Source organism: Cellvibrio sp. (genome assembly GCF_053579595.1).
On record NZ_JBRFPI010000021.1, the window covers coordinates 1 to 22,708 of the forward strand.

Genomic DNA, 22,708 nt, shown 5'->3' on the forward strand with positions numbered 1-22,708 from the left:
ACTCAAACGCGCGGCAAGTGGTGTTGCCGGTATCAAGTTGCGCAGGGTCAGTACTTCTTCTTTTGTACCTATGGATTGCATATCAATACAAAAATCTTCATCAAATACGTCTACCACTTTTTGGTAGTTGAGTGCAGCGAAGAAAAATTCTTGCGCAATCGTTTCTTGCACTGAATGGTCGGGATTTTTCTGCAGGAACTCAATATAGCTATTGGTGAACTCGGTTAACGCCATGCCCAATTTTTCTGGTAATACCGGCAGTAACAGAAATTGATCCGGGCTTTCCGGGAGGAGCTTTAACAACGCGAGCCAGAGTTTATTGATTTTATCCAATGTTTTTTTAATCGGTGCAGGCGACTGCTTTTTTGCGCTGATCAAGTCGCCCCGGTTTAACTCAGCCGAATACATGCCGCGAGCGCGATCAATCAGGTTATGGCTTTCATCTACCAGCAAGTAGGGTTTCCAATCGAATTCGTTGGTAAGCCCTAATAACAGTGGTGTGCCATCAAAATAATAATTTACATCGGCAACGACTATATCGACCCAACGGCTCATTTCCATGCTGAGGTAAAACGGGCAGATTTCAAATTCATAAGCGAGTGCCGTGAGTGCTTGTTTATCTAGTACGGGCGTTGCGTAAGCCGCTTGGCGTGCGGCTTCCAGTTTGGTGTAAAAGTCAAACGCGTAAGGGCAGGAATCGCCCATGCATTTTTTGTCGGGCTCAAGGCACGCTTTTTCTTGTGCGGTTAATTCCAATGTGCGCAGTGGTGTGGCAGAGCCGTTTTTATCACTGGCGATTAGGCGGATATTTTCCAGCGCCAATTGTTTGCCGGTAGTTTTGGCGGTGAGATAAAAAATTTTATCGACCGGTGTGCGGGGCATGGATTTAATGGCAGGAAATAATCCCGCCAGGGTTTTGCCGGTGCCGGTGGGCGCTTCTGCTAATACCACTCGCCCGGTTGCAGCGGCTTTGTACACAGCTTCTGCCATTACCCGTTGTGAGCTGTGCATGCTGCCATAGGGAAATTGTAGCTGTTCAATCCAGTGATTGAGCTGCTCAAGGCGCTGGTTAATCTGTGCCTGCCACTGGCAATATTTTTCTGCAAGGTTTTCACAATATTCTTTTAGCTCTGCGGCACTCCAGGTTTCTTCTAACCGATATTCTTTTTCATCGGTTAAATTAAAATAAATCAGTGCGAGATTAATTTCATCGCAGCCGTGGGTTTCGCAATACATCCATCCATAGCATTTGGCCTGTGCCCAATGCAGTACTTGATGGTTTTCCGGTATGCGTGATACGTCGCCATAAAAGGTTTTAATTTCTTCGATGCAATGGTCAGACGGTGCATAACCATCAGCGCGGCCGCGAAAGGTAATATCGCCGTAAGTGATGCTCAAGCTCACCTCGGTTTGATAATTGGATGAGCGATTGCTCGTTACCCGCTGATGGCCTTCGATACCTTCCTGACCACTAGGTGAGGGCGTAAACCGGCGGTCGAGGCTGCCGCTTTTGGCTGCAAACGCGACCAATGTTTTTACCGCAACCGCTCTGGGCTTATTGCCAGTCAACATACCAAACCTCGGCGGGGATTGTGTTTGCGGCAAAATAATCCAGCCAGCGCTGCTGGTTGTCTTGAATCCGGTCACCGGGGCCTTTCACTTCAATCATGCGATAGTTATTAGAGGAAGGAAAAAACTGGATTAAATCGGGCAGGCCGCTGCGGTTGCTTTTAATATCAAATAACAAGCGTTTAAAAATAGTTTTTAAATGTGCGGCAGGAATTGTCTGGAGCGCGAGATCAAGCAGTTCCTGTTCTAAAAATTGCCAGTTTACAAAATGATTGGTCACGCTGTTTTTATCGCGCCAGAATTTGAGGATATGGTCATGGTGTTCGTTGTCATCCAATAATTGCCACAATTGCTGAATGCCGGGGCGATTGCGAACAAAATTTTCCTGATACAAATCCAGCGGCGCTGCTTGAAACGGATTGGCAAAAGCGCCATCAATGCCGCGAAACATTTCCGGCCATAACCATAAACCAAATAAACCGGTCAGCAATAAGTTTTCGACATAAAAGCAGGGCGATTCGTCGGTGTGGGCAAATTGCCGCACAACTTCTTCAACGCGCAGGATATTATTATTTTCATCGACTAATTGTGGCAGGATTAATTGTTGCTCGATAACCCGAGCGCGTGTTTGTTTGACAATAGTTTCGTCCACTTTTTTAGCAAGGCGCGGCGCCATCCGTTGGGCAACTTGTAGCTCATGTTCATCGCAAGGTGAATTCAACACTTCACCAAGCAGTTGCCATGCGCCCGCAATATCGCCCTGTTTTTCCAGTAGGCGGATTCGGCGTTCACGCGCGGGTGGCAAATGGCTTTGGCAATAGAGTTGGAGTGCGAGTGTGTGCTCGTCTGCACGTTCCAGTTCATAGGCTAATTGATTGCACAAGCGCGCCCGGCGCCGCTGCAAGCCTGCATGGTTCAGCTGCGCGGGAATGCGATTGGCAAGATTGGTTAAATGTTCTATTTCTGCTGCGAGTTGCAACTCATCGCGCAACTGGATTAATTGTTGGTATTGTTCCAATTCCGCGCGATTTTTAAAAATGCGGTGCTGGTGATCGATGGAGTAATTTTCATAGCGATACAAGCCCAAATCCTGCAACACAAATTCGGTGAGGTCTTGATAGGCATTGCCAAAAAATAATAACAATAAGGTACTGATAATGGCTTGGTTATCCAGCCGATAAGTTGTGCCAAGTTGATGGTTCGTCCAGTCTTGCCAGGTTTTCGATTCTGGAAACTGTTCGGTCAGTTGTGCAATCAATTTTTCTTTGTGCGCTTGTTTTGCTCCCTGTAAATGTTCCTTGAACAGATTGAGCAACTCGGTTTTGGTAAGCAGGTTTGCGACTTCATCAATACTGAGTAAGGCGTTATCGCTGAGCAGGCCGGCTGCAATTAATTCAGTCGCCGCGTGCTCAATGGATTCTATCTCGGCATAGTGCAATTTATCGTGGCGAAATAACGGGCCTTTACGACTGGATAAGCGCACTAATAAACATTGGCTGGTGCGCGGTAACTGTTGGAAGCAAGCAAGAAAATGGAGTTCATCGGCGCTGAGTAAATCCGCATAGCGTTGCAATACCCAATCCACCAAAAACTGGAAGTTAGTCAGGTAATAATCCGCTGCGAGATCAGCTGTGTTTGTTGTTGATTGGCTCATTGCTGCGTAAATCCAAGCGATCGAAGGCCTTATTTATAAAACATATTGCCACAAGACATTTTGTTGAATGTTAAATAATACAACCCCAATTGAGCGATTCGATTAGTGCAAAATAGTCTAATGCTTTTGCTTGACGCTGATTAGGGGGTTGCCACTATACTGTATATCAATACAGTTATCGAGTCCTGAAAAACCTCCACTATGACCCCCAATCCCCCCGATAATCCGCTGACAAGCGTCCCGGATTTGGAGCAATTGCTTTGCCGTCGCGATATCTGGCGCGGTGGCTCGCACAGGCTCGCGCCATCACCTACGCGGGATACGGGTTATAGCGAGCTGAATGCGCAGTTGCTGGGTGGCGGCTGGCCGTCCGCTAATTTGGTTGAGGTCTGTCAGCAAGGTTTTGTGCAATCGGAATGGCTTTTGTTGACTCCGGCATTAACTAATACCCAGGGTTTGATTGTATTACTCAACCCTCCCTGCGTGCCTTTTGCACAAGCGTTGATCAAGGCGGGGATAGATCTGGAGCGAGTGTTGGTAGTGGAGAGCAGCAACAAGGCTGATTTCCTGTTCAGTTTTATTGAGCTAACCCGCGCCAATACCTGCGAGGCAGTGTTGGCGTGGCAGCCAACGCAATCTTTGAATTACACGGAGCTGCGCAAATGCCAATTGGCGGCCACAGAGGGGCAGGGTTTGTATGTGTTATTTCGCCCGGCGGCAGCTGCCGAGCAAAGTTCACCAGCCAGTTTGCGCCTGACCATTAGCCTGCAAGCGCAGGATTTGCAGGTGCATATCTTCAAACAAAAAGGCGAGCTGGCTGCGCTGATGCAGCCGGTGTTATTGCCGCTGCCGCATAACTGGCAAGGTTTTGCGTCGCATCATTTGCTGGATCAAACCGGCAAGCCCAAATCCAATGTGGTTCATCTTCGGCCCCAGCGCGGAGGGCGGCGTGGCCGTAAGTAATGATGCGAGCAACTTCTCGTCCAGATCGCCTTTGGCTCGCGCTGCGCTTGCCGGATTTACCTGCCCACGCGCTTGCGATTGATCTCCACCATGATGCCGCTTTAGCAATTCTTGAGCAGCGGCATGTGATCTGGGCAAATGCTGCAGCTATAGCCAGAGGTGTAGTGCAGGGCATGGATGCATCGACCGCGCAGCTATTGAGTGGATGTGTTCATCAAGAGCGCGATCTTTCATCTGAGCAGCGGTTATTAGCTGAACTTTCAGCTCAGTTGTATGCGTTTACCCCTTATATCGAAACCTATACGAGCAAACAGGTTCCCCAGTCAGGCTTGTTGTTGGAAATTTCCAGCTGCTTAATGTTGTTTGGTGGTGTACACGCGTTTGTTGAAAAAGTCCTGCAATTTTTTGCCGCAAAAAATCTGACTCTGGCGATAGGCTTGGCGCACTCGGCGCAAGCGGCTTGGCTGTTATCCTTTGTTCATTACGATATTCACGGCAATGAAAGCAAACCGGTTTTTGTGGAGCGATTGCAGCAATTGCCGATTCAGTTGTTGCATGATTATCCCGCTCAAGTTGATACGCTGGAAAAAACCGGTTTTGTAACTTTCGGTGATATTGCACGGCAAATTGCGGCGCAATCGATCAGCAGTATCAAAAAGCGGTTCGGGCAAGAGTTCGCAAAAACACTATGCGATATTTTTGGTATCGATCAGGATTTTCAGCAATCGTCATTGTTTGAAAAACCGGTGGTGATGTATAAGCCGCAGGAGTTTTTTAATGAAGAAATCCAGTTTGAATATCCCATCCATCAAATTGACCAGCTGCAAGTGCCGGTCGAACATTTGTTGCAGCAATTAGCCGATTTTTTACGCAAGCGCCAATGGGAAACCCATCAAATTGAATGGACGCTGGCCGATATTTATCACAGCAAAGAGGTTATGGCGATTTACGCCGATACAGCGCAAAGCCACTGGCAATTATTTTTTGACCTCACCTTGATCCAATTGGAAAACCGCGACCTTCCTTTTGAGGTGGATACGCTCACATTGAGTTGTCGCAATATCCAGCCCATTCAAACGCACTCGCAATTGTTGGAGTTTGATTCCAGGCGCAAACATAATAGCCAGGCATTTACGACGACTGCTGCAAAGTTAAAAGCCCGGTTGGGTGATGCCTGCATTTACAAGCTCAGCTACCGCGATAGTTATATTCCCGAAGAAAGCAATCAGCTCATTGCACTTAACCAGCCATCTAACCAGAAATTGCCAGATCGCCATTTAGCATCGCTGCGGCCGTGTTGGTTATTTAAATCGCCGATTGAAATTGAAGTGCGCAAGCGGGGATTGTATTGGCGTGGATATTTAACCTTGCTCTCTGGCCCTGAGCGCTTGCAAGGTAATTGGTGGAAAGCGCCAAGTGCGCGCGATTATTTTTTAGCACAGCGCAACGATTATGTGCGCCTCTGGGTGTTTCGCGATTTGCACAAAAAGCAGTGGTTTGTGCAAGGTATTTACGGGTAGTTTTCCATGCGCTACGCCCATTTATTCAGCACGACCAATTTTACGTTTCTGACCGGTGCTTCGCATCCGCCGGAATATGTGCATCGCGCTGCTGAATTAGGTTATGACGCGATTGCGATTACCGATGAGTGTTCATTGGCTGGTGTTGTAAAGGCCTTTGTTGCAGCGAAAGAGTTGGAGTTTAAATTAATTGTAGGTAGCCGTTTTACGCTCAGTAATGGCATGCGTTTGGTCGTACTTGCTCCGACGCGCACTGCTTATGCGGAACTCTCTGGTTTTATCACGCTTGCGCGTCGCCGTGCATCCAAGGGCGAATATGAAGCGCATTTTGAAGATCTGCGCTTCCGCTTGCAGCATTGTTTAATCATTTGGTTGGGGCAATTAGGCAGCGATATTATCGAACCGGAAACGGTGATCGATCAACTCTATAACGCCTTTAAACATCGGTTATGGATTGGTATTGATCATCAATTATGGGGTGGGGAGCAAGAAGTATTTCCGCGCTGGTTGGCGCTCAGTCGCAAGAAAAATATTCCGCTGGTTGCGTGTGGCCATGCGTTGATGCACAGCAAAGAGCGCAAACCACTACAAGATACCCTCACTGCTATTCGGCACAATACTTCTATAGATGAGCTAGGCACACGGCTTGAACCTAATGCCGAAGCTTATCTTAAATCCCTTGAGCAATTGGCGCGGCTGTATCCTGATACATTATTGCAGGAGACTTGCACAATCGCTGATTTGTGTACTTTTTCTATGGAAGAGTTGTGTTATCAATATCCTGAAGAGTTAGTTCCTGAAAATTACACGCCCATTCAATATTTACGCAAGCTAGTCTACTATGGAAAACATGATCGTTGGCCCAATGGTGTTCCTTCTCATGTAGAAGAAACAATTGAAAAAGAATTGCGTTTAATTGAAGAAGAAAGCTACGAATATTTTTTCTTAACCGTTTACGACATTGTGCAGTTTGCTCGTCAGCAGAATATTTTATGCCAAGGACGAGGTTCTGCAGCCAATAGTGTGGTGTGTTATTGCTTGTTCATTACAGAAATTTCACCTGACAAAATCAAGGTCCTATTTGAGCGCTTTCTTTCCAAAGAGCGGGATGAGCCACCGGATATTGATGTGGATTTTGAACATTCCCGCCGCGAAGAAGTTATTCAATATATTTACACTAAATACGGGCGAGAGCGCGCCGCTATTGCAGCGACTGTTATCACTTATCGTTCACGCAGTGCTGTGCGTGATGTGGGTAAAGCCTTGGGCATGGAAGATACATTGGTTGATTTACTGGCAAAGTCGCTCGCATGGTGGGATAAGCCTGTCGATCTTGTTAAACGAATTGAAGCTTCCGGTTTGCAAGTGCAACAACAAGTGTTGAAGCATTTTTTTATTTTGGTAAGCCAGATTCTCGGTTTTCCCCGGCATTTATCCCAACATGTGGGGGGATTTATTATTGCGCAAGATAAAATTAGCGATTTGGTTCCTATCGAAAATGCATCCATGCCAGATCGCACCTTAATCCAATGGGATAAAGAAGATCTTGAAGCTATGCGTTTGCTCAAAGTTGATGTGCTGGCATTGGGAATGTTGACGGTATTGCGTAAAGCGCTCGATTATATCCATAGCTACAATCCGGCTATTCAATCATTAAAAGATATTGAACCTGAAGATCCCGCTACCTATGAAATGCTGTGCGCAGGCGATAGCGTAGGAACTTTTCAGGTTGAGTCGCGTGCGCAAATGTCGATGTTGCCGCGTTTGAAGCCGAGAAAGTTTTATGATTTGGTAGTACAAATTGCGATTGTTCGCCCCGGTCCAATTCAAGGTGGCATGGTGCATCCCTATCTGCGGCGTAGGAATGGACTTGAAGAAGACGACTCGCCCAACGATGCGATAAAAGAAGTATTAGGCGCAACGTTTGGAATTCCTATTTTTCAAGAGCAGGTCATTCGCCTTGCGATGGTGGCCGCCGGTTTTACCGGCGGCGAAGCAGATCAGTTGCGTCGCGCTATGGCAAGTTGGGGGAAAAACAGTACGTTAATGAAATTTGAGAAAAAATTTATTGATGGGATGTTGCAAGGTGGTTACGAAATGGATTTTGCCATTCGCTTGTTTGAGCAAGTAAAAGGTTTTGGTGGCTACGGATTTCCCGAGTCCCATTCTGCGAGTTTTGCGCTGCTGGCTTATGCCTCATCCTGGATAAAATGCCATCATCCAGCAGCATTTTATTGTGCGTTATTAAATAGCCAACCGATGGGATTTTATTCGCCATCACAATTGATTCAAGATGCGCGGCGCCATGATATTGCAGTATTGCCGGTAGATATTAATTGCAGTCACTATGAGCATCGATTGGAAAAAGTTGCAGCGTCTGTTTCTTCTCACCCATTTGGAATACGCTTGGGTTTTTGTGAAATAAAAAATCTGGATCACAACAAGGCACAATTGTTGCAGGTATGGCGAGCTGAAAAACCATTCAGTTCTCTACAAGATCTTTCTCGACGCTCAAGCTTAACAGCCATCGATTTGCAATATCTTGCATCTGCCGATGTGTTGCGCAGCTTAGCCGGTGACAGGCATGCATCGCGTTGGGCTGCAGCGGCGGTTAATCCTTTTTCTGAATTGTTGGATGATGCAGAAACTACTGATCAGGATGATTTGTTTACGGCTGCCCCGACGATTGAGCAGGATGTATTGAATGACTACGATACGCTTGGCTTGAGCTTGCGCCCGCATTTGATGTCATTGTTGCGAAATGAATATCCATTTAACCGTTGTAAAACATACGCTGAACTTAAAGATCTCCGTCACGGCAGTTTTGTCCGCGTCGCCGGTTTGGTGACCGGACGGCAGCGCCCCGGTACTGCCAGCGGTGCATTGTTTTTAACCTTGGAGGATGAAACCGGGAATATCAATGTCATTGTGTGGAAGGGCACCCAGGAAACATTTCGCCAGGCTTTGCTGACGTCCAGATTATTGTTAATCAAAGGCACAGTTGAAGTGAATAACGATAATGTTTCCAGCCCGGTGGTTCATGTTATCGCAGGCCAATTACATGACTATTCAGCGCGTATTGATTCTTTGTCGCTAAAATCGCGCGATTTTCATTAGTATTTACTCTCTCTATCAATACCTGCAACGAATGATTCGATTTCTCCTTTCACGTTAGCTACCGCACAGACCTTTTTTCTCCTGGCTGCGATCATTATTAATTTGTGATGGTGAATTTCTATGCCCTACATTGCTGCTTATCTCGGTGCGGCGGTTGTATTTTGTGTAATGGACTTTGTTTGGTTAACCCTGATCGCTAAAAGTTTCTATCAATCACACATGGGGGAGCTCATGTCCGTAGAAGTCAGAATCGTTCCGGCGATAATTTTTTATGTGTTGTATCTGGCAGGATTGGTTTTATTTGCTATCAGCCCGGCACTGCGCGAGCAAAACTGGTTAATGGCCGTCGGTCTGGGCTTGGGATTAGGTGTTATTGCCTATGGCAGTTATGACCTGACCAATATGGCAACTTTAAAAGGTTGGTCTTTATCCCTCACGTTAGTCGATATTGCGTGGGGCGCTTTTGTCAGTGCCGTTTCTGCGCTGGCAGGATTTTATGCGGCAAGAATATTTGCCGGACATTAATATTCATTAATAGCGGAGTAGGCGATGTCTAAAGCACCGGAAAAAGTGGCATTTGCCATGGAGGTAAACAGCAAAATCAACGCGTTGATCGAATGGATTATTGCAAACAATCCTAACAACGAAAACTCTTTACACAAAGATGCCTTTGCAGGCGTGCAGGAGGAGTTTCGCAAAATTGCTTGTGGGCTCGATGCGCAAACCTTGGAGCCTGAGCCTTCTGAGGGCGGAGCCCAATACGTGAGCGTTACTCCCGCGCCTTGGCCGTGATTTCTCCTATTCTTTGTAATGAAGAGTCCATCTCTTTTGCTCGCAGGTGCTAATGGGTGTCTCGGGGAGTTATTTGATGTATCTGCGGAGCCTGAAGAATTAGTTGTTTAGCTTTTGTCGTGCTTGAATTTAACTTCGATCACACTGGATAAAAGTTAATACAAAAAATCTTCTATCTGGATGAGCTGTTTAATAAGCTTGCAAAGGAGAAGGCGATGAAGGAAGTTTTTCGGCGATGAGGTATTTTTTTACAGCAATAATAAAGTGGTGTCCCCACCAGGAATTGAACCTGGATCGCCCGCTTAGGAGGCAGGTGCTCTATCCATTTAAGCTATGAGGACTTGATGGGTTAACGCGAAAAAACCGGTGTAGGAATTTACCAGCTGCGCTAAGCGGCGGGCATTGTAAGAAGTTTTTCTACAGAATCCAAGGTGTAAACCTATTTCAGGACGGGACATTAAAAACAAAAAAGGGCACAACCCCAAGGTTGCGCCCTTTTTGTTATGTGGTGATCAGGCCTTGGCGACTGTGTAGGAGGAGGTGTACTGGGTTTTAGCACCCTGTGCATTATACAGTGCTGGTGCTGCAACTTTACCTCGTAGCAACCCGAGCAGATGACTTAGTGTTTGTTGGGAGCGTGCGATCATTTTGCCGTTGATGTCGTTCATTTTTTGGCAGTCTTCAAACTCACTTACCAGCATTTTCCATTCATCGCGCAGTGGTAGCGTGGCTGCATTGCGCTGCAGAAATAAATCCCAACCATTTGCATTAGCCGGTAAGCTGAGTGCGTTCAGTATTTGCTGACGTTGCTTGGCGCTGTTATTTAACTGCTCGACCAGTATGGCCTTTTGCTCAATAATTTGTGGGAGTTCATCTTGTTTGCGCTGTTCAAGCAAGATGCGCTCTTGCGCTAACAAGTGTTTGAGTTGGGAAATAGCAGCAGAATCCTGCGTAATCATCTGGCGCAGTAAAGTGATATCGAGAGACATAGCAACCTCTTCATTTTGGGGTGACACAAATTAAATCGAGCGAATCAAAAACACTCCGGGGGAGAGTGCGTTTAACTCCTAAAGCAATTCTTAGCCCAGAAGATCGTTCTGGTTGAGCATATTCTCAGCAATACGCTCAGCGTTGATCTCGAAGCGGCCTTCAGCGATTGCGCGTCTAATTTCGGCGACTTTATCCATATCAACATCTGGCGCATTATTGATTTTGGCCTGCAGGCGCCCCAAAGTTTGCGCTTCTTGGCTCAGCACCACCTGATCACCAAGGCCCTTGTTTGCGGGGGCAATATCGGCAGGAACAGGTGCTTTTGCCTCACCCGTGTTCGGTGTTGCGGGCTTGCTGCGGGTACCTTTGGTGCCCACAGAGTCCAGTGAGTTGTTGGTGTTAAAGTTCATTTTGTTCCCCTGTTTGCCAATGGCGATTAACCCCATCAGCGATTAACTGTAAAAATGCCGCGGTTGCTATGTCGTGACAAAGGATCCTCTTTAATCTAGCCCAACGCTGTGTATTTAAAGAGTCCCTAGCAGGCTATCGGCCAGCTGTTGCTTAACTTTAGCAATAAATTAAAAAAACTTTCACAATTCAGAGGGTTTGGACTACCCCTTGCCGAACAACTATCCCACTGATGATTCGCTCAGATGAGTTATTGCGCACCCTGATTGTTTGACCTATGCGGCCATCGGTCATTGCGGTGCCTGCGCTACTGACTTTGATGCTCCCCGCGAGCGCTTCCAAGATGATAATTTCACCGCGCTTAATCGCAGTGGGGGCATCGAGAGCGGCAGATTTAAAGGGTTCGCCCCGGCTAATATTCCGCTTTGCTTGTTTGCCAATAATGTCGCTGGTGGTGGTCAGAAAAGCCTGCCGGATATCACTGATATTCATCAATTGGCTGGTAATGTGCTCGCCGGTGATTAGCTCGCCGCGAGCGATATTGCCCTGCGCCACAGGCGTTGGGCGGTAAATATTGACCTGTGCCGGGACGTGTACTGACCATTTCTTGCCGCTTTCGCACGTGGCTTTAACGCTAATGTTTCCCCCGTAACCTGTCGTGTCCTGAGTGGTGAATATGGGTGGTGATGCGCAGGTCTCCAGGCGCAGGCGGTTGTCCAGATTGCTTACGCTGATGTCGATACGTTCATGCTCAATCGTTGAATACTCTTTCGCCAAAAAACTGGCAATGTCCTGTTTCAATTGCAGTGGTGGATAAACTGGTGCGGCACCAATAGTGGACGAGTAGGTGATCAATAGAGCTGATGCAGCAGCTACGCCCGAACTGTGGCGCAAAATATTCCGCAAGAAAGTTCTGTAAAAACTAGGAAGTTCCATATTTTGTCCTATCCTCAAGGGTAAGAACTGAGTGCCAGTCTGGATCATTAACGACTAAAGCCTGACACTTTTTTGCCGCTAAGCTGCTTTACTAAGCATCAAAGCAAATACTGTGCCGTATAGCTGTGGCCAATTTGCAGATGACCTGAGCCGGAAATTTGAGAATAAATGAGGTAATTGCATGGCTGGTGTAATGGATAGTGTCAATCAGCGTACACAGTTGGTTGGGCAAAACCGTCTGGAGCTCCTGTTGTTTCGGCTTGGCGGTCAGCAGTTGTATGGCATTAACGTCTTCAAAGTAAAGGAGGTGCTTCAGTGCCCGCAACTCAATGCGATTCCTGGTCGTAGCTCGGTAGTGCGTGGTGTTGCCCATATCCGTGGTGGCACCATACCCATAATGGATATGAACCTTGCGATTGGCCGCCGCGAGTTGCCGGATATCGAGAGCTGCTTTGTCATCATCACCGAGTACAATCGCACCGCACAGGGTTTTCTGGTGCGGTCTGTTGAACGCATCGTCAATATGAATTGGGGCGATATTCATCCACCACCAAAGGGAGCAGGCCGCGAGCATTACCTGACTGCTGTCACCCAGGTTGATGGGCAATTGGTGGAGATTATTGATGTAGAGAAAATCCTTGCCGAGGTCTCACCGGCGCGAGAAGAAGTTAGCGCAGGTGTGATTGAAGACGGTATCGCCGATCGCGTAGTACAAAAACATGTATTGATCATTGATGACTCGACTATCGCGCGCAAACAAATCCAGCGTGTAGTTGAAGGAATGGGAATTAAAACCACTGTCAAAAAAGATGGCGCAGAAGGTTTCCAATACTTAACTGACTTGATCAAAGAAGGAAAAGATCCTTACGCAGAGCTCATCATGATTATCTGCGACATCGAAATGCCGGAGATGGATGGTTACACTTTTACAGCTGAGGTGCGCAACCATCCTGAACTGAAAAAACTGCATATCATCCTGCACACATCTCTCAGTGGTGTATTTAACGAAGCCATGGTGCGGAAGGTGGGGGCAGATGATTTTCTCGCGAAGTTCCATCCGGATGAGCTGGCAAAACGCGTAAATGATCGCGTCCTGGCGATTACCGGTGAAAGTTTGTTGCCACCTGAAGAAGCCTGACTTTGTATTGCCGTTGCGAATTGACGCGCGGCAATTGTTTTACATTGGAAGCCTATGATTAATAAAGAGTCACCTTTTGCCAAACCGGTGGGCCGAGACAATATTGACCAGGCCGAGTTTGATCAATTCCGTCAATTCCTTGAAGACGCCTGCGGCATTTCGCTGGGCGATAACAAACAATATTTAGTAACCAACCGTATTCGCCGCATTTTGGAGGAAAATAATATCGCGTCATTTGGTGAATTGGTGCGCGCACTAAAGCTGGGGATCAACCGCAAATTGAAAGACCAGGTGGTCGATTCCATGACCACCAATGAGACTTTTTGGTTTCGCGACATCTATCCCTACGACCATCTTAAAAACACCTTGCTGCCGCAACTGATGGCAGGCAATAACCGCATGTTTGGCCCGGTACGCATTTGGTCTGCTGCTTGCTCATCGGGGCAGGAACCTTATTCCATCAGTATGATGGTCGAGGAGTACAAGCGTCAGGCGATGGGTAATTTGGCGCGGCAGGTGCAAATTGTGGCGACTGATTTGTCATCGACTGTCTTGGATCAGGCCAAGCGCGGAGAGTACGATAAGCTGTCGGTCTTACGCGGGTTATCTGCCGAAAGATTAGAGCGCTACTTTGATAACCCTACACCTGTTGTCTGGCGAGTAAAAAGTCTGGTGAAGGAGCGTATTGATTTTCGCTCACTCAACTTGATGGATTCCTACGCTGCATTGGGCAAGTTCGATATCGTTTTTTGCCGCAATGTGTTGATTTATTTCAATGCCGATTTGAAGCGGCAAATCCTGCAAAAAATCCACGCCTCCTTAAAGCCGCAAGGCATTCTCTTCCTTGGTTCGTCAGAAGGTTTGGCCGGTGCGGCTGATTTGTTTGAAATGGTGCGCTGCGAGCCGGGTATTCTCTACAAAGCGATTTAGGCTTTTCAGTGCTATTCACTTTCCTGAAACCGGGCTTTTTTCCCGGTTTTCTTTTTTTGGGGCTATTTGCCGTTCCCTTGCAGCTTGTCTCCATGAGCGGAAAACCTTTGCCGCTTGGCTATTGCCGCTTTTAAAAAGCCACCGAAAAAGATTTTTATAATCCTTTAAAAACAATGGTTTATGTTTGTTTTTGACCGTTGGCACAGGCGTTGCTTTGTTGTAAATAACAAAAGGTCACAACCGCTTTGGTTGCCACCTGTCATCTCTAGAAGGCGAACCTGATATGTCTATCTCTTTCGACAAAGCACTCGGCATCCACGAATCAGCGCTGCACTTTCGCTCTGAGCGCGCGGGTGTGCTGGCAAATAACCTCGCCAATATTGATACCCCGAATTTCAAAGCAAAAGATCTGGATTTCAAGCAGGCGTTGAACCAAAAGATGAATGCATCCCAAGGCTTTGATCTCTCTACCACCCAATCGCGTCATATTGATGGCAGTGGTTTCTCAACAGATGAAGGCGACGTTCTCTATCGCACACCGCAACAGCCATCCATTGATGGCAACACAGTTGAAGATCAAATTGAACACGCGGAATACATGAAAAATGCCTTGGCATTCCAAGCGAGTTTTCAATTTCTAAACAGCAAATTTACCGGGTTGCGCACAGCGATTCGCGGCGAGTAAAACCGTTATTAACTTTTGGTGGGCGTTTTTTCTGAACACATTTTGTAGGTATTGAATCATGGCACTTGGAAATATTTTTGATATCGCTGGCACCGGTATGAACGCACAAAGTTTGCGTTTAAATACCACCGCCAGCAACCTGGCGAATGCGCAATCAGCCAGCTCCAGTGTGAATGAAGTCTATCGCAGTCGCCAGCCGGTGTTTGCTGCTATCCAACAAGACGCCATGCGTGCCAGCGTTACTGAAGGCGCTTACAGTGATAACGAAGTTGATGCGGCAGCGGGCGTACAAGTGCTCGGTATTGTAGAGAGTGATGCACCGCTGCAACGCCGTTATGAACCAACGCATCCAAAGGCGGATGAAGAAGGTTATGTGTATTACCCCAATGTGAATCCGGTTGAAGAAATGGCGAATATGATTGCTGCATCGCGTTCATTTCAAATGAATGTCGAAGTGATGAATTCAGCCAAACAAATGGTTCAACGCGTTTTAACGCTTGGTCAATAAGGGGCTGAATCATGACTGTATCTAATGCAACAGCAACTAACAATGTTGCCGACAATCTCAGCATCACTAAAAAGCAAGAAACAAAAAAGAACACCAACGAACTGGGGCAGGCTGCGTTTCTTGAATTGATGATCACGCAAATGAACAATCAAAATCCATTAAGCCCGCAAGACAACAGTGAATTTGTGGCGCAACTGGCACAGTTCAGTTCAGTGGAAGGTTTGGAGCGTTTAAATACCAGCTTCAATAGTTTTATGTCTAATAATGCGCTGCAAGCATCGTCCTTGGTTGGTCGCAGTGTGACGGTGGAATCGGATACCAGCACCTTGGTAAAAGGAGGAATTGTAGCAGGCAGTGTGGACCTATCTTATCCCACCAAGGATATGAAAGTCAGTATTTATGATAGTACCGGTTCGCTTGTACAAGCTATCCCTGTTGGCGATGTGCCCGCTGGGGAAGCTGTATTCCGTTGGGATGGTCAGAATCTGGAAGTGAATGGTGAATTGCTGGATTGGGAAGCCGATGAAGATTCGGTTGCCGCCGCCGGTAAGTACCGTTTTGAAATCACAGCGACCCAAAATGGAAAATCTGAAGCGCTGAATACATCGCTCAGCGCCAACGTGAATAGTGTGACTATTGGTGAAAATGGTGCGCTTATTTTGAATCTTGCAGGTATAGGTGCAGTCGATGCCAAAGATGTAAAACAATTTAATTAGTGATTGTTGGGCTTGGAATTTATTTTATTTAAAAATAGTTACGTTAAAAGTTGGCTGAATAGTTTCTAAAAGTTGCGTCATAAATTACAAAGTTTTTAGCCATTAATCGTTATGGTCGAGGTGTAATATGTCTTTCAATACAGCGTTAAGCGGAATTCGTGCGGCCAATACCGATCTGCAAGTGACCGGTAACAATATCGCCAATGCCAGCACCATTGGTTTCAAATCCTCGCGCACGGAATTTGGTGACGTATATACCAGCACCTTGCTTGGTGGCGGTTCAAACACCGCTGGTAGTGGCGTGACTATTCAAAACATTCGCCAGCAATTTACTCAGGGTAATTTGAAATTTACGCAAAATGAATTGGATATGTCGGTCAATGGTGAAGGTTTCTTTGTAGTGGAAAAAAATGGTGAGCGTCTGTTTACCCGTGCAGGTACTTTTGGGTTGGATAAGGATGGTTACATCGTCAATGGTACAAACGCGCTGTTGCAAGGTTTCGCTGCAGATGCAGATGGTAATGTTAGCGGGGTATTGGGTGACTTACGTGTTGATGTAAGTTCACAGGAGCCTCGTCAAACAACGGCTGTACGTGCATCGCTCAATCTCGATTCTAATGAGTTGGTCCTGGAAACTACTGGCTCTGAATTTACGACTAATGGTGCTGGCATCAATTTGGCAAAATTGGGCGCTAAAGTTGCTACAACCACCAACTTGAATGTCGGCGATATTACCACCGGTTTTGTTCCTATTACCTTCAGCCCCACCAATACAACAACATTTAATATTACCCGCATAGATCCAACAGGAACTGTTATTGACGATGTGGATTTGATTTTAAATTCAGGCGCTGCAACGTCTCCCGCAGCGCTGGCCAATTTAATCAACTCTGCCAACTTTGACAATCCATCAGCTGTGAATGTGCAAGCCTTCGTGGACGATATAACTGGTGAGTTATCGTTTCGCGATATGGCAACCGGCGTTGCGTCTACTATCACTATCACAGTAGATCCAACATCGGATGTTAACCCCTTAACAACGGCACTGAGTGCTGTGGATAGTGCGGTTCCCGGTGTTGCACATCCTACTGCCCATACCCAGGGTATCCCCAAGGTTACCAATGATTATGGTTCGCAGACATTGATTATTCGCGGCCCCAATGGAACTGATCTTCCCTTTATCAGCGAGTATGGTGCAGGTGCTAATAAAACTGCGTCGGCGTTGAATGCATTGGCGGGAGTTTCGGCCACTGCGACTACGACTGCGACTTTATTTGCCGATGATCCTTTAGCTGTTCCGCCGAAGGTATTTTCCAATAATGGCTCATTCAAGTTGAATGGGGTGTTACTGAGTGACACTACCAATATGTCAGTCTTGATGGACGAGATTAATGATTTGAGTTCATCAACGCTTTTTGGAATTTCGGCGGATCTGGATGACGATGGTAATTTGGTGGTCACTTCGGCAACCGGACGCGATCTCGAATTTGCATTTGATGCTGCCGGTGGTTCGGCTGAAGTTCAAGGTTCACAGGGCGCTGCACAGATTGTGAACGATGATGTGAATGCGGTAGTTGTTGGCGGTACTGTCACAGTCACCATGCAAGAGGGATATTCCGTTTTAAGTAGCACCCCCACTGTGCCAGTCTTTGGTGGAAGCATGTTTGGTTCTATTAATATCCCTAACTTTTTCACTCCAATCCCCATTAATGCATTTAGCCCCACTGATCAGAAAACCTTTAACCATGCAACATCTACTACTGTGTATGACAGTTTGGGAAACGCGCATGTTATGCGCCAATACTTTGTAAAACAGCCTTATGACGCGGCAGATCCTGCTACGTCAGCTAACCATTTGAAAATGTATGTACAAATTGATGGCCAAAATGTAGGTGATCCTGATCCGACTTTGCCGTCGCCCCAAAATACTGAGCCGACAATGGCATCATTCAACCTTCATTTTGCCCCGGACGGCACGATTGATGAGTTCGCAACTGATGCGATTCTTATTTCTAACTGGACTCCATTGGGTGAGGATGGCGAACCCATAGGCGCGCTGGCTCCATTGAATGTTTTGCAAGGTGGAACAATTCCGGTGGCAGAGCCACCATCAAGCTCCAACTTTTTAATTGATCTAGCGGGTAGTACGCAATTTGGTAGTGTATTTGCCGTAGAAGAGTTGGATCAAAATGGTTACGCAACTGGCCGTTTGGCCGGGTTGGATATTAGCAATACCGGCATTGTATTCGCGCGTTTTACCAACGGCGAGGCACAGGTATTAGGGCAGGTGGCGCTGGCCAACTTCAGCAGTGTTGAAGGATTAAAACCAGTAGGTGATACCATGTGGGCACAGACATTTGAAACGGGCGAGGCGATTATTGGTGCGCCTGGTTCTGCGCAATTGGGCAATATTACGGCCGGTGCTGTGGAAGAGTCGAACGTGGATTTGTCTGAGCAGTTAGTGAACCTGATTATTGCGCAACGCAATTATCAAGCGAATGCAAAAACCATTGAGACAGCTAACGCCACCACACAAACAATCATCAACCTTCGTTAATAGGTTGGATGGGTGGAGCTCAGCAATACCCATCAATATCTACCCTGGCCAAGCGGCAAACAGCGGAAGCAGTTTGCCGCTTATTTATTCCGCTGTTTTTATGCTCCGCGTTTGCCTTGTGTTTATTTCAGATTTTACTATTAATATCAATGGTTTAGATTTCATCGAAAACTGCCTATTTACTTGGCATCGCTCTTGCAAAACCTCCAGTAACGGCAAATCTGCCAAAAAACTAGCGGTGAAGAATCGCGCTAGGTATTACTGGAGTACAGATCGTGGACAAAGCCCTCTTTATCGCTATGACCGGTGCCAAGCACAACATGCTGGCACAAGCCAACCGCGCCAATAATCTAGCAAATCTCAGCACAACCGGTTTTCGCGCTGACTTTGAGCAGTCGCGCAGTATGGGAGTGTATTACGGTGATGGCCAGCCAACCCGAGCCTATGCGATGACTGAATCCCCTCGCGCAGACTTCACTTCCGGCTCAATGATCGCTACCAACAATCCTCTTGATGTTGCTATTCAGGGAAATGGTTTCATTGCTGTACAAGCACCTGATGGCACTGAAGCCTACACCCGCGCCGGCAACATGACGGTGGACGCAACAGGCATGCTGCGTACAGCCAATGGATTACCGGTGTTGGGTGCTGGCGGGCCCATCAATATTCCCGAAAATGAAAAAGTGCAGGTGGGTGCCGACGGCATTATTTCTATCGTTGGGCAGGGGCAGGGGCCTGAAGCCATGGTGCAGGTGGGGCAAATCAAATTGGTGAATCCCGATATTCAGGCAATTGAAAAAGGCGATGACGGTTTATTCCGCCAGCGTGATGGGCAACCGGCATTACCTGCTGTTGAAGTCACTTTGCGTAGCGGCATGCTCGAAAGCAGTAACGTCAACGCGATTGAGGAATTTACACAAATTCTCAGCCTCGCGCGCCAATATGAAATGCAAGTAAAAATCATGAAGACAGCGGAAGAGAACTCAGCCAGTTCTGCACAGCTGCTGCAGATGTCGTAATTGATGTAAACATTTTTTTAATGCTTGTTCATATAACAAGTATTTAACCCGAGGAAAATATCATGCATGCCGCACTCTATGTCAGTAAAACCGGCTTGTCAGCGCAAGATCGTCAGCTAACCACTATCTCCAATAATTTGGCCAACACCAGCACCATTGGTTTTAAGCGTGACCGTGCCGTTTTTGAAGATTTACTTTATCAAAACCAGCGTCAACCGGGGGCACAACAAACCCAAGAAACTGAATTGCCATCGGGTTTGCAATTGGGTGCGGGTGTGCGTGTTGTTGCAACCCAAAAAGAATTTACCCAGGGTACATTGCAGGTCACTGAACAATCATTGGATGTTGCGATTGACGGCCATGGTTTTTTGCAAGTGCTCCAACCCGATGGAACTATTGCCTACACCCGTAATGGCCAGCTGCAAATTAATGGTGAAGGCCAACTAGTCAATGCCGATGGTTACTTATTAGAGCCCGCGATTATTGTTCCAGAAGGGGCCAACAAAATTACGATTGGCACATCGGGTACAGTCAATGCGTACACTCCCGGCCAGGTAGAACCCCAACAATTGGGTGATATTACCTTGGTAGATTTTATAAACCATTCGGGCTTGCAACCAATTGGTGGGAATTTATTTGTGGAAACTGTTGCGAGTGGAAACCCGGTTCAAGGCACTCCTGGTGAAAATGGTTTGGGCGTAATCAAGCAGGGCATGCTGGAAAATTCCAACGTGGATATCGTAGAGGAAATGGTGAATATGATTACCACCCAACGTGCCTACGAAATGAATTCCAAAGTAGTCTCTACAGCCGATCAAATGTTGCAATACATTACCCAAAATCTCTAATTGAGTGATTTGATTATGCGCGCTCTTTTGTTTCGTAAAAAACTCCTCACCAAACTGATTGTGGTTTTAGTTTCTATCGGCCTTGGTGGTTGTTTTACTAACAAAAAACCCATGCCAGATGATCCTGCCTATGCGCCGACAATCGCAGCCAATATGCCGATGCCGCAACGCACTGAAGGCTCCCTTTATCAAGCTGCTTATGGTCTTAATTTATTTGATGATCGAAAAGCACATTTTGTGGGGGACGTTATTACCGTCACCCTGAGCGAGCGGACCGTATCGAGAAAATCCTCTGGTGTTGCAACGGGTAAAAAAAGCACTGTGGATTTTAATGCGGGGCCTTTATTAGGCGTTAATCCAACGATTAAAGGTAATGAGTTAACCACCACACTTGAACAGGATCGCACCTTTGATGGAAGTTCCGATGCCGATCAAAGCAACAGTTTGCAAGGTAATATCACCGTTACTGTTGCGGAAATTTTACCTAATGGAAATTTGATTGTTCGTGGTGAAAAGTGGATCACACTCAATCGTGGCGATGAATTTATCCGCATCAGCGGTATGGTGCGCCCAGACGATATTGCACCGGATAACACTATAGTCTCGACTCGTTTGGCAAATGCAAAGATTTCTTACAGCGGTACCGGTGAGTTGGCCAATTCCCAGTCCATGGGATGGTTGTCGCGTTTCTTTAATAGCGATTTATGGCCTTTGTGATTTGGTATAAGTGTAGCTTTTTAACCTGAGGTATTTTTATGCGTAATTTTTTGTTTCTGATGTTTGGTGTGGCTCTGGCATTGAGCAGTGTTGCCCAAGCCGAGCGCATTAAAGATATTGCCAGTGTTGCAGGGGTGCGCGCCAACCAATTGGTTGGATATGGTTTAGTGGTTGGCTTGGATGGTACGGGTGACCAAACTACCCAATCGCCGTTTACCACCCAATCATTCAATAGCATGCTTAAACAATTTGGCATTACGGTACCGGAAGGTGCGCGGATGCAAATGAAAAATGTCGCGGCGGTAATGATTCAGGCGGAGTTACCCGCGTTTGCAAAACCAGGCCAGACTATTGATGTTACTGTTTCATCTATTAGTAACGCGAAAAGTTTGCGCGGTGGAAGTTTGTTAATGACCCCTCTTAAAGGTCTTGATGGAAAAGTTTACGCGGTTGCACAAGGTAGTTTGGTTGTGGGTGGACTCAGTGCTTCAGGTAATGACGGTTCAAAAATTACCGTGAACATTCCCAGCGCTGGTCGTATTCCAAGCGGCGCGATTGTTGAGCGCATGGTGGAAACTAATTTCGCTGGCGGCCAGCCAATTGTGTTTAATTTACATCGTGCTGATTTCACTACTGCCAATGCACTGGCAAAAAGCATTAACGCCATGCTCGGGCCTGATGTTGCTCGCCCATTGGATGCAGTTTCTATTATGGTCAGCTCGCCGGTAAATCCGGCCCAGCGCGTAGATTTTATATCCATGTTGGAAAATATCGACGTCACTCCCGGCGAGGAGGTTGCCAAGGTCATTATCAATTCACGTACTGGCACTATTGTAGTGGGTAAAAATGTACGCGTTTCACCGGTTGCTGTTACTCACGGCAGTCTTACAGTATCCGTTGCGGAAAGCCTTACTGTAAGCCAACCCAATGCACTAGCCGGGGGGCAAACAGTTGTTGTACCTAGTAGCAATGTGAAAGCAGAGGAAGAAAATAATCCGATGTTTAAATTTGCTCCCGGTGCCAATCTGGATGACATAGTGAAATCGGTAAATAACGTCGGTGCATCGCCCAGTGACTTGATGGCAATTTTGGAGGCGTTGAAACAATCCGGTGCACTCAAAGCAGAATTGGTGGTGATTTAAATGTTGCCTATTGATGCCAGCGCTGGCGCGTCACAAGTTAAGGATTCGTATTTTGATCCTAATTCATTGAATTCGATCAAGGCTATGGGGCGCGACAAAGATCCGCAGGCGTTGAAAGAGGTGGCTAAAAAGTTTGAAGCCATGTTTGTACAGCAAATGTTAAAAACAATGCGCGAAGCAAATGATGCATTTGGAGATGGCAATTACTTTGATAGTCAGACCACACGTTTTCATCGCGATATGCTGGACCAACAAATGGTGCTCAATTTGACCAGCGGTTCAGGTATTGGGCTGGCCGATCATTTTTATCAGCAAATGCTGAAAAATTATGGCAGCGGGATGAAACCCGAAGACGCTCAGATCCCTTTCGGTAATGACACGGGGCTTCTGCCTGAGCCTGTTGCACATCAAACAAAATCGCCGGTAGCTACACGATCCAATGATGTTGAAAAAGCGGACGCTCTAGATGAGTGGATCAATGATTTTATGCGCATGAGTG

Annotated in this window: 21 protein-coding genes and 1 tRNA gene; 16 read left to right on the forward strand and 6 right to left on the reverse strand. The window is 46.8% G+C overall.

Going from position 1 to position 22,708, the window contains the following annotated elements:
- Together ACWA6V_RS02415 and ACWA6V_RS02420 are read right to left on the reverse strand one after the other, a co-directional pair.
- The coding region (locus tag ACWA6V_RS02415) for a DEAD/DEAH box helicase (RefSeq protein WP_449521014.1) at positions 1-1,572 on the reverse strand (1,572 nt) is incomplete at its 3' end.
- The gene (locus tag ACWA6V_RS02420; protein WP_449521015.1) at positions 1,556-3,223 is read right to left on the reverse strand and encodes a VRR-NUC domain-containing protein; all 1,668 of its coding nucleotides are present in this window, start codon (positions 3,221-3,223) and stop codon (positions 1,556-1,558) included. The genes ACWA6V_RS02415 and ACWA6V_RS02420, both read right to left, overlap by 17 nt.
- 201 nt (positions 3,224-3,424) lie before the next feature.
- On the opposite strand from ACWA6V_RS02420, the gene imuA reads away from it, so the two are divergent.
- The 5 genes from imuA to ACWA6V_RS02445 all read left to right on the forward strand — a co-directional run bounded on the left by imuA (position 3,425) and on the right by ACWA6V_RS02445 (position 9,615).
- Positions 3,425-4,186 carry a translesion DNA synthesis-associated protein ImuA gene (gene imuA, locus ACWA6V_RS02425; protein ID WP_449521016.1) on the forward strand — a complete coding sequence of 254 codons (762 nt, stop codon included), beginning with the start codon at positions 3,425-3,427 and terminating at the stop codon, positions 4,184-4,186.
- Entirely contained in the window at positions 4,186-5,706 is a 1,521-nt protein-coding gene (locus tag ACWA6V_RS02430) for a Y-family DNA polymerase (RefSeq protein ID WP_449521017.1), read from the forward strand. Before imuA ends, ACWA6V_RS02430 begins: the two co-directional genes overlap by 1 nt.
- A 6-nt stretch (positions 5,707-5,712) precedes the next feature.
- Positions 5,713-8,823, forward strand: a complete 3,111-nt coding sequence (locus tag ACWA6V_RS02435; RefSeq protein ID WP_449521018.1) for an error-prone DNA polymerase — start codon at positions 5,713-5,715, stop codon at positions 8,821-8,823.
- Positions 8,824-8,943: 120 nt separating this feature from the next.
- On the forward strand, positions 8,944-9,348 hold the full coding sequence (locus ACWA6V_RS02440; protein ID WP_449521019.1) for a DUF2177 family protein: 405 nt from the start codon (positions 8,944-8,946) through the stop codon (positions 9,346-9,348).
- Positions 9,349-9,372: 24 nt separating this feature from the next.
- Positions 9,373-9,615, forward strand: coding sequence for a hypothetical protein (locus ACWA6V_RS02445; RefSeq protein ID WP_449521020.1), 243 nt, complete (start codon positions 9,373-9,375; stop codon positions 9,613-9,615).
- A gap of 265 nt (positions 9,616-9,880) precedes the next feature.
- On the opposite strand, the gene ACWA6V_RS02450 is transcribed toward ACWA6V_RS02445, so the two are convergent.
- The 4 genes from ACWA6V_RS02450 to flgA all read right to left on the reverse strand — a co-directional run bounded on the left by ACWA6V_RS02450 (position 9,881) and on the right by flgA (position 11,907).
- Positions 9,881-9,956: transfer RNA gene (locus ACWA6V_RS02450), tRNA-Arg, on the reverse strand.
- A 171-nt stretch (positions 9,957-10,127) separates the two neighbouring features.
- A complete protein-coding gene (locus tag ACWA6V_RS02455; RefSeq protein ID WP_449521021.1) occupies positions 10,128-10,604 on the reverse strand; it encodes a flagella synthesis protein FlgN in 477 nt (158 codons plus the stop codon).
- Between the two features lie 90 nt (positions 10,605-10,694).
- Positions 10,695-11,015, reverse strand: a complete 321-nt coding sequence (flgM, locus tag ACWA6V_RS02460; RefSeq protein ID WP_449521022.1) for a flagellar biosynthesis anti-sigma factor FlgM — start codon at positions 11,013-11,015, stop codon at positions 10,695-10,697.
- Between the two features lie 187 nt (positions 11,016-11,202).
- Positions 11,203-11,907 (reverse strand): flagellar basal body P-ring formation chaperone FlgA, encoded by a 705-nt coding sequence (flgA, locus tag ACWA6V_RS02465; RefSeq protein ID WP_449521023.1) that lies wholly within the window; start codon positions 11,905-11,907, stop codon positions 11,203-11,205.
- A gap of 223 nt (positions 11,908-12,130) precedes the next feature.
- Between flgA and ACWA6V_RS02470 the strand changes: the two genes are divergently transcribed.
- From ACWA6V_RS02470 to ACWA6V_RS02520, 11 genes are all read left to right on the forward strand, one after another.
- Positions 12,131-13,087, forward strand: coding sequence for a chemotaxis protein CheV (locus ACWA6V_RS02470; protein ID WP_449521024.1), 957 nt, complete (start codon positions 12,131-12,133; stop codon positions 13,085-13,087).
- 54 nt (positions 13,088-13,141) lie between these two features.
- Positions 13,142-14,017: a CheR family methyltransferase gene (locus ACWA6V_RS02475; RefSeq protein WP_449521025.1), complete on the forward strand. Its 876-nt coding sequence runs from the start codon at positions 13,142-13,144 to the stop codon at positions 14,015-14,017.
- 283 nt (positions 14,018-14,300) lie between these two features.
- Entirely contained in the window at positions 14,301-14,702 is a 402-nt protein-coding gene (flgB, locus tag ACWA6V_RS02480; protein WP_449521026.1) for a flagellar basal body rod protein FlgB, read from the forward strand.
- Between the two features lie 58 nt (positions 14,703-14,760).
- Positions 14,761-15,210 (forward strand): flagellar basal body rod protein FlgC, encoded by a 450-nt coding sequence (gene flgC / locus ACWA6V_RS02485; protein WP_394986208.1) that lies wholly within the window; start codon positions 14,761-14,763, stop codon positions 15,208-15,210.
- Between the two features lie 11 nt (positions 15,211-15,221).
- Positions 15,222-15,926: a flagellar hook assembly protein FlgD gene (locus tag ACWA6V_RS02490; RefSeq protein ID WP_449521027.1), complete on the forward strand. Its 705-nt coding sequence runs from the start codon at positions 15,222-15,224 to the stop codon at positions 15,924-15,926.
- A 127-nt stretch (positions 15,927-16,053) separates the two neighbouring features.
- Positions 16,054-18,483 (forward strand): flagellar hook-basal body complex protein, encoded by a 2,430-nt coding sequence (locus tag ACWA6V_RS02495; RefSeq protein WP_449521028.1) that lies wholly within the window; start codon positions 16,054-16,056, stop codon positions 18,481-18,483.
- A gap of 275 nt (positions 18,484-18,758) precedes the next feature.
- The gene (gene flgF, locus ACWA6V_RS02500) at positions 18,759-19,502 is read left to right on the forward strand and encodes a flagellar basal-body rod protein FlgF (protein ID WP_449521029.1); all 744 of its coding nucleotides are present in this window, start codon (positions 18,759-18,761) and stop codon (positions 19,500-19,502) included.
- A 62-nt stretch (positions 19,503-19,564) separates the two neighbouring features.
- Positions 19,565-20,350 (forward strand): flagellar basal-body rod protein FlgG, encoded by a 786-nt coding sequence (gene flgG / locus ACWA6V_RS02505; RefSeq protein ID WP_449521030.1) that lies wholly within the window; start codon positions 19,565-19,567, stop codon positions 20,348-20,350.
- 15 nt (positions 20,351-20,365) lie between these two features.
- Positions 20,366-21,067 carry a flagellar basal body L-ring protein FlgH gene (gene flgH, locus ACWA6V_RS02510; RefSeq protein WP_310070480.1) on the forward strand — a complete coding sequence of 234 codons (702 nt, stop codon included), beginning with the start codon at positions 20,366-20,368 and terminating at the stop codon, positions 21,065-21,067.
- A 38-nt stretch (positions 21,068-21,105) separates the two neighbouring features.
- Positions 21,106-22,209, forward strand: a complete 1,104-nt coding sequence (locus ACWA6V_RS02515) for a flagellar basal body P-ring protein FlgI (protein ID WP_449521031.1) — start codon at positions 21,106-21,108, stop codon at positions 22,207-22,209.
- Positions 22,210-22,708 (forward strand): rod-binding protein (locus tag ACWA6V_RS02520; protein WP_449521032.1); only part of this gene is annotated, 499 nt, incomplete at its 3' end.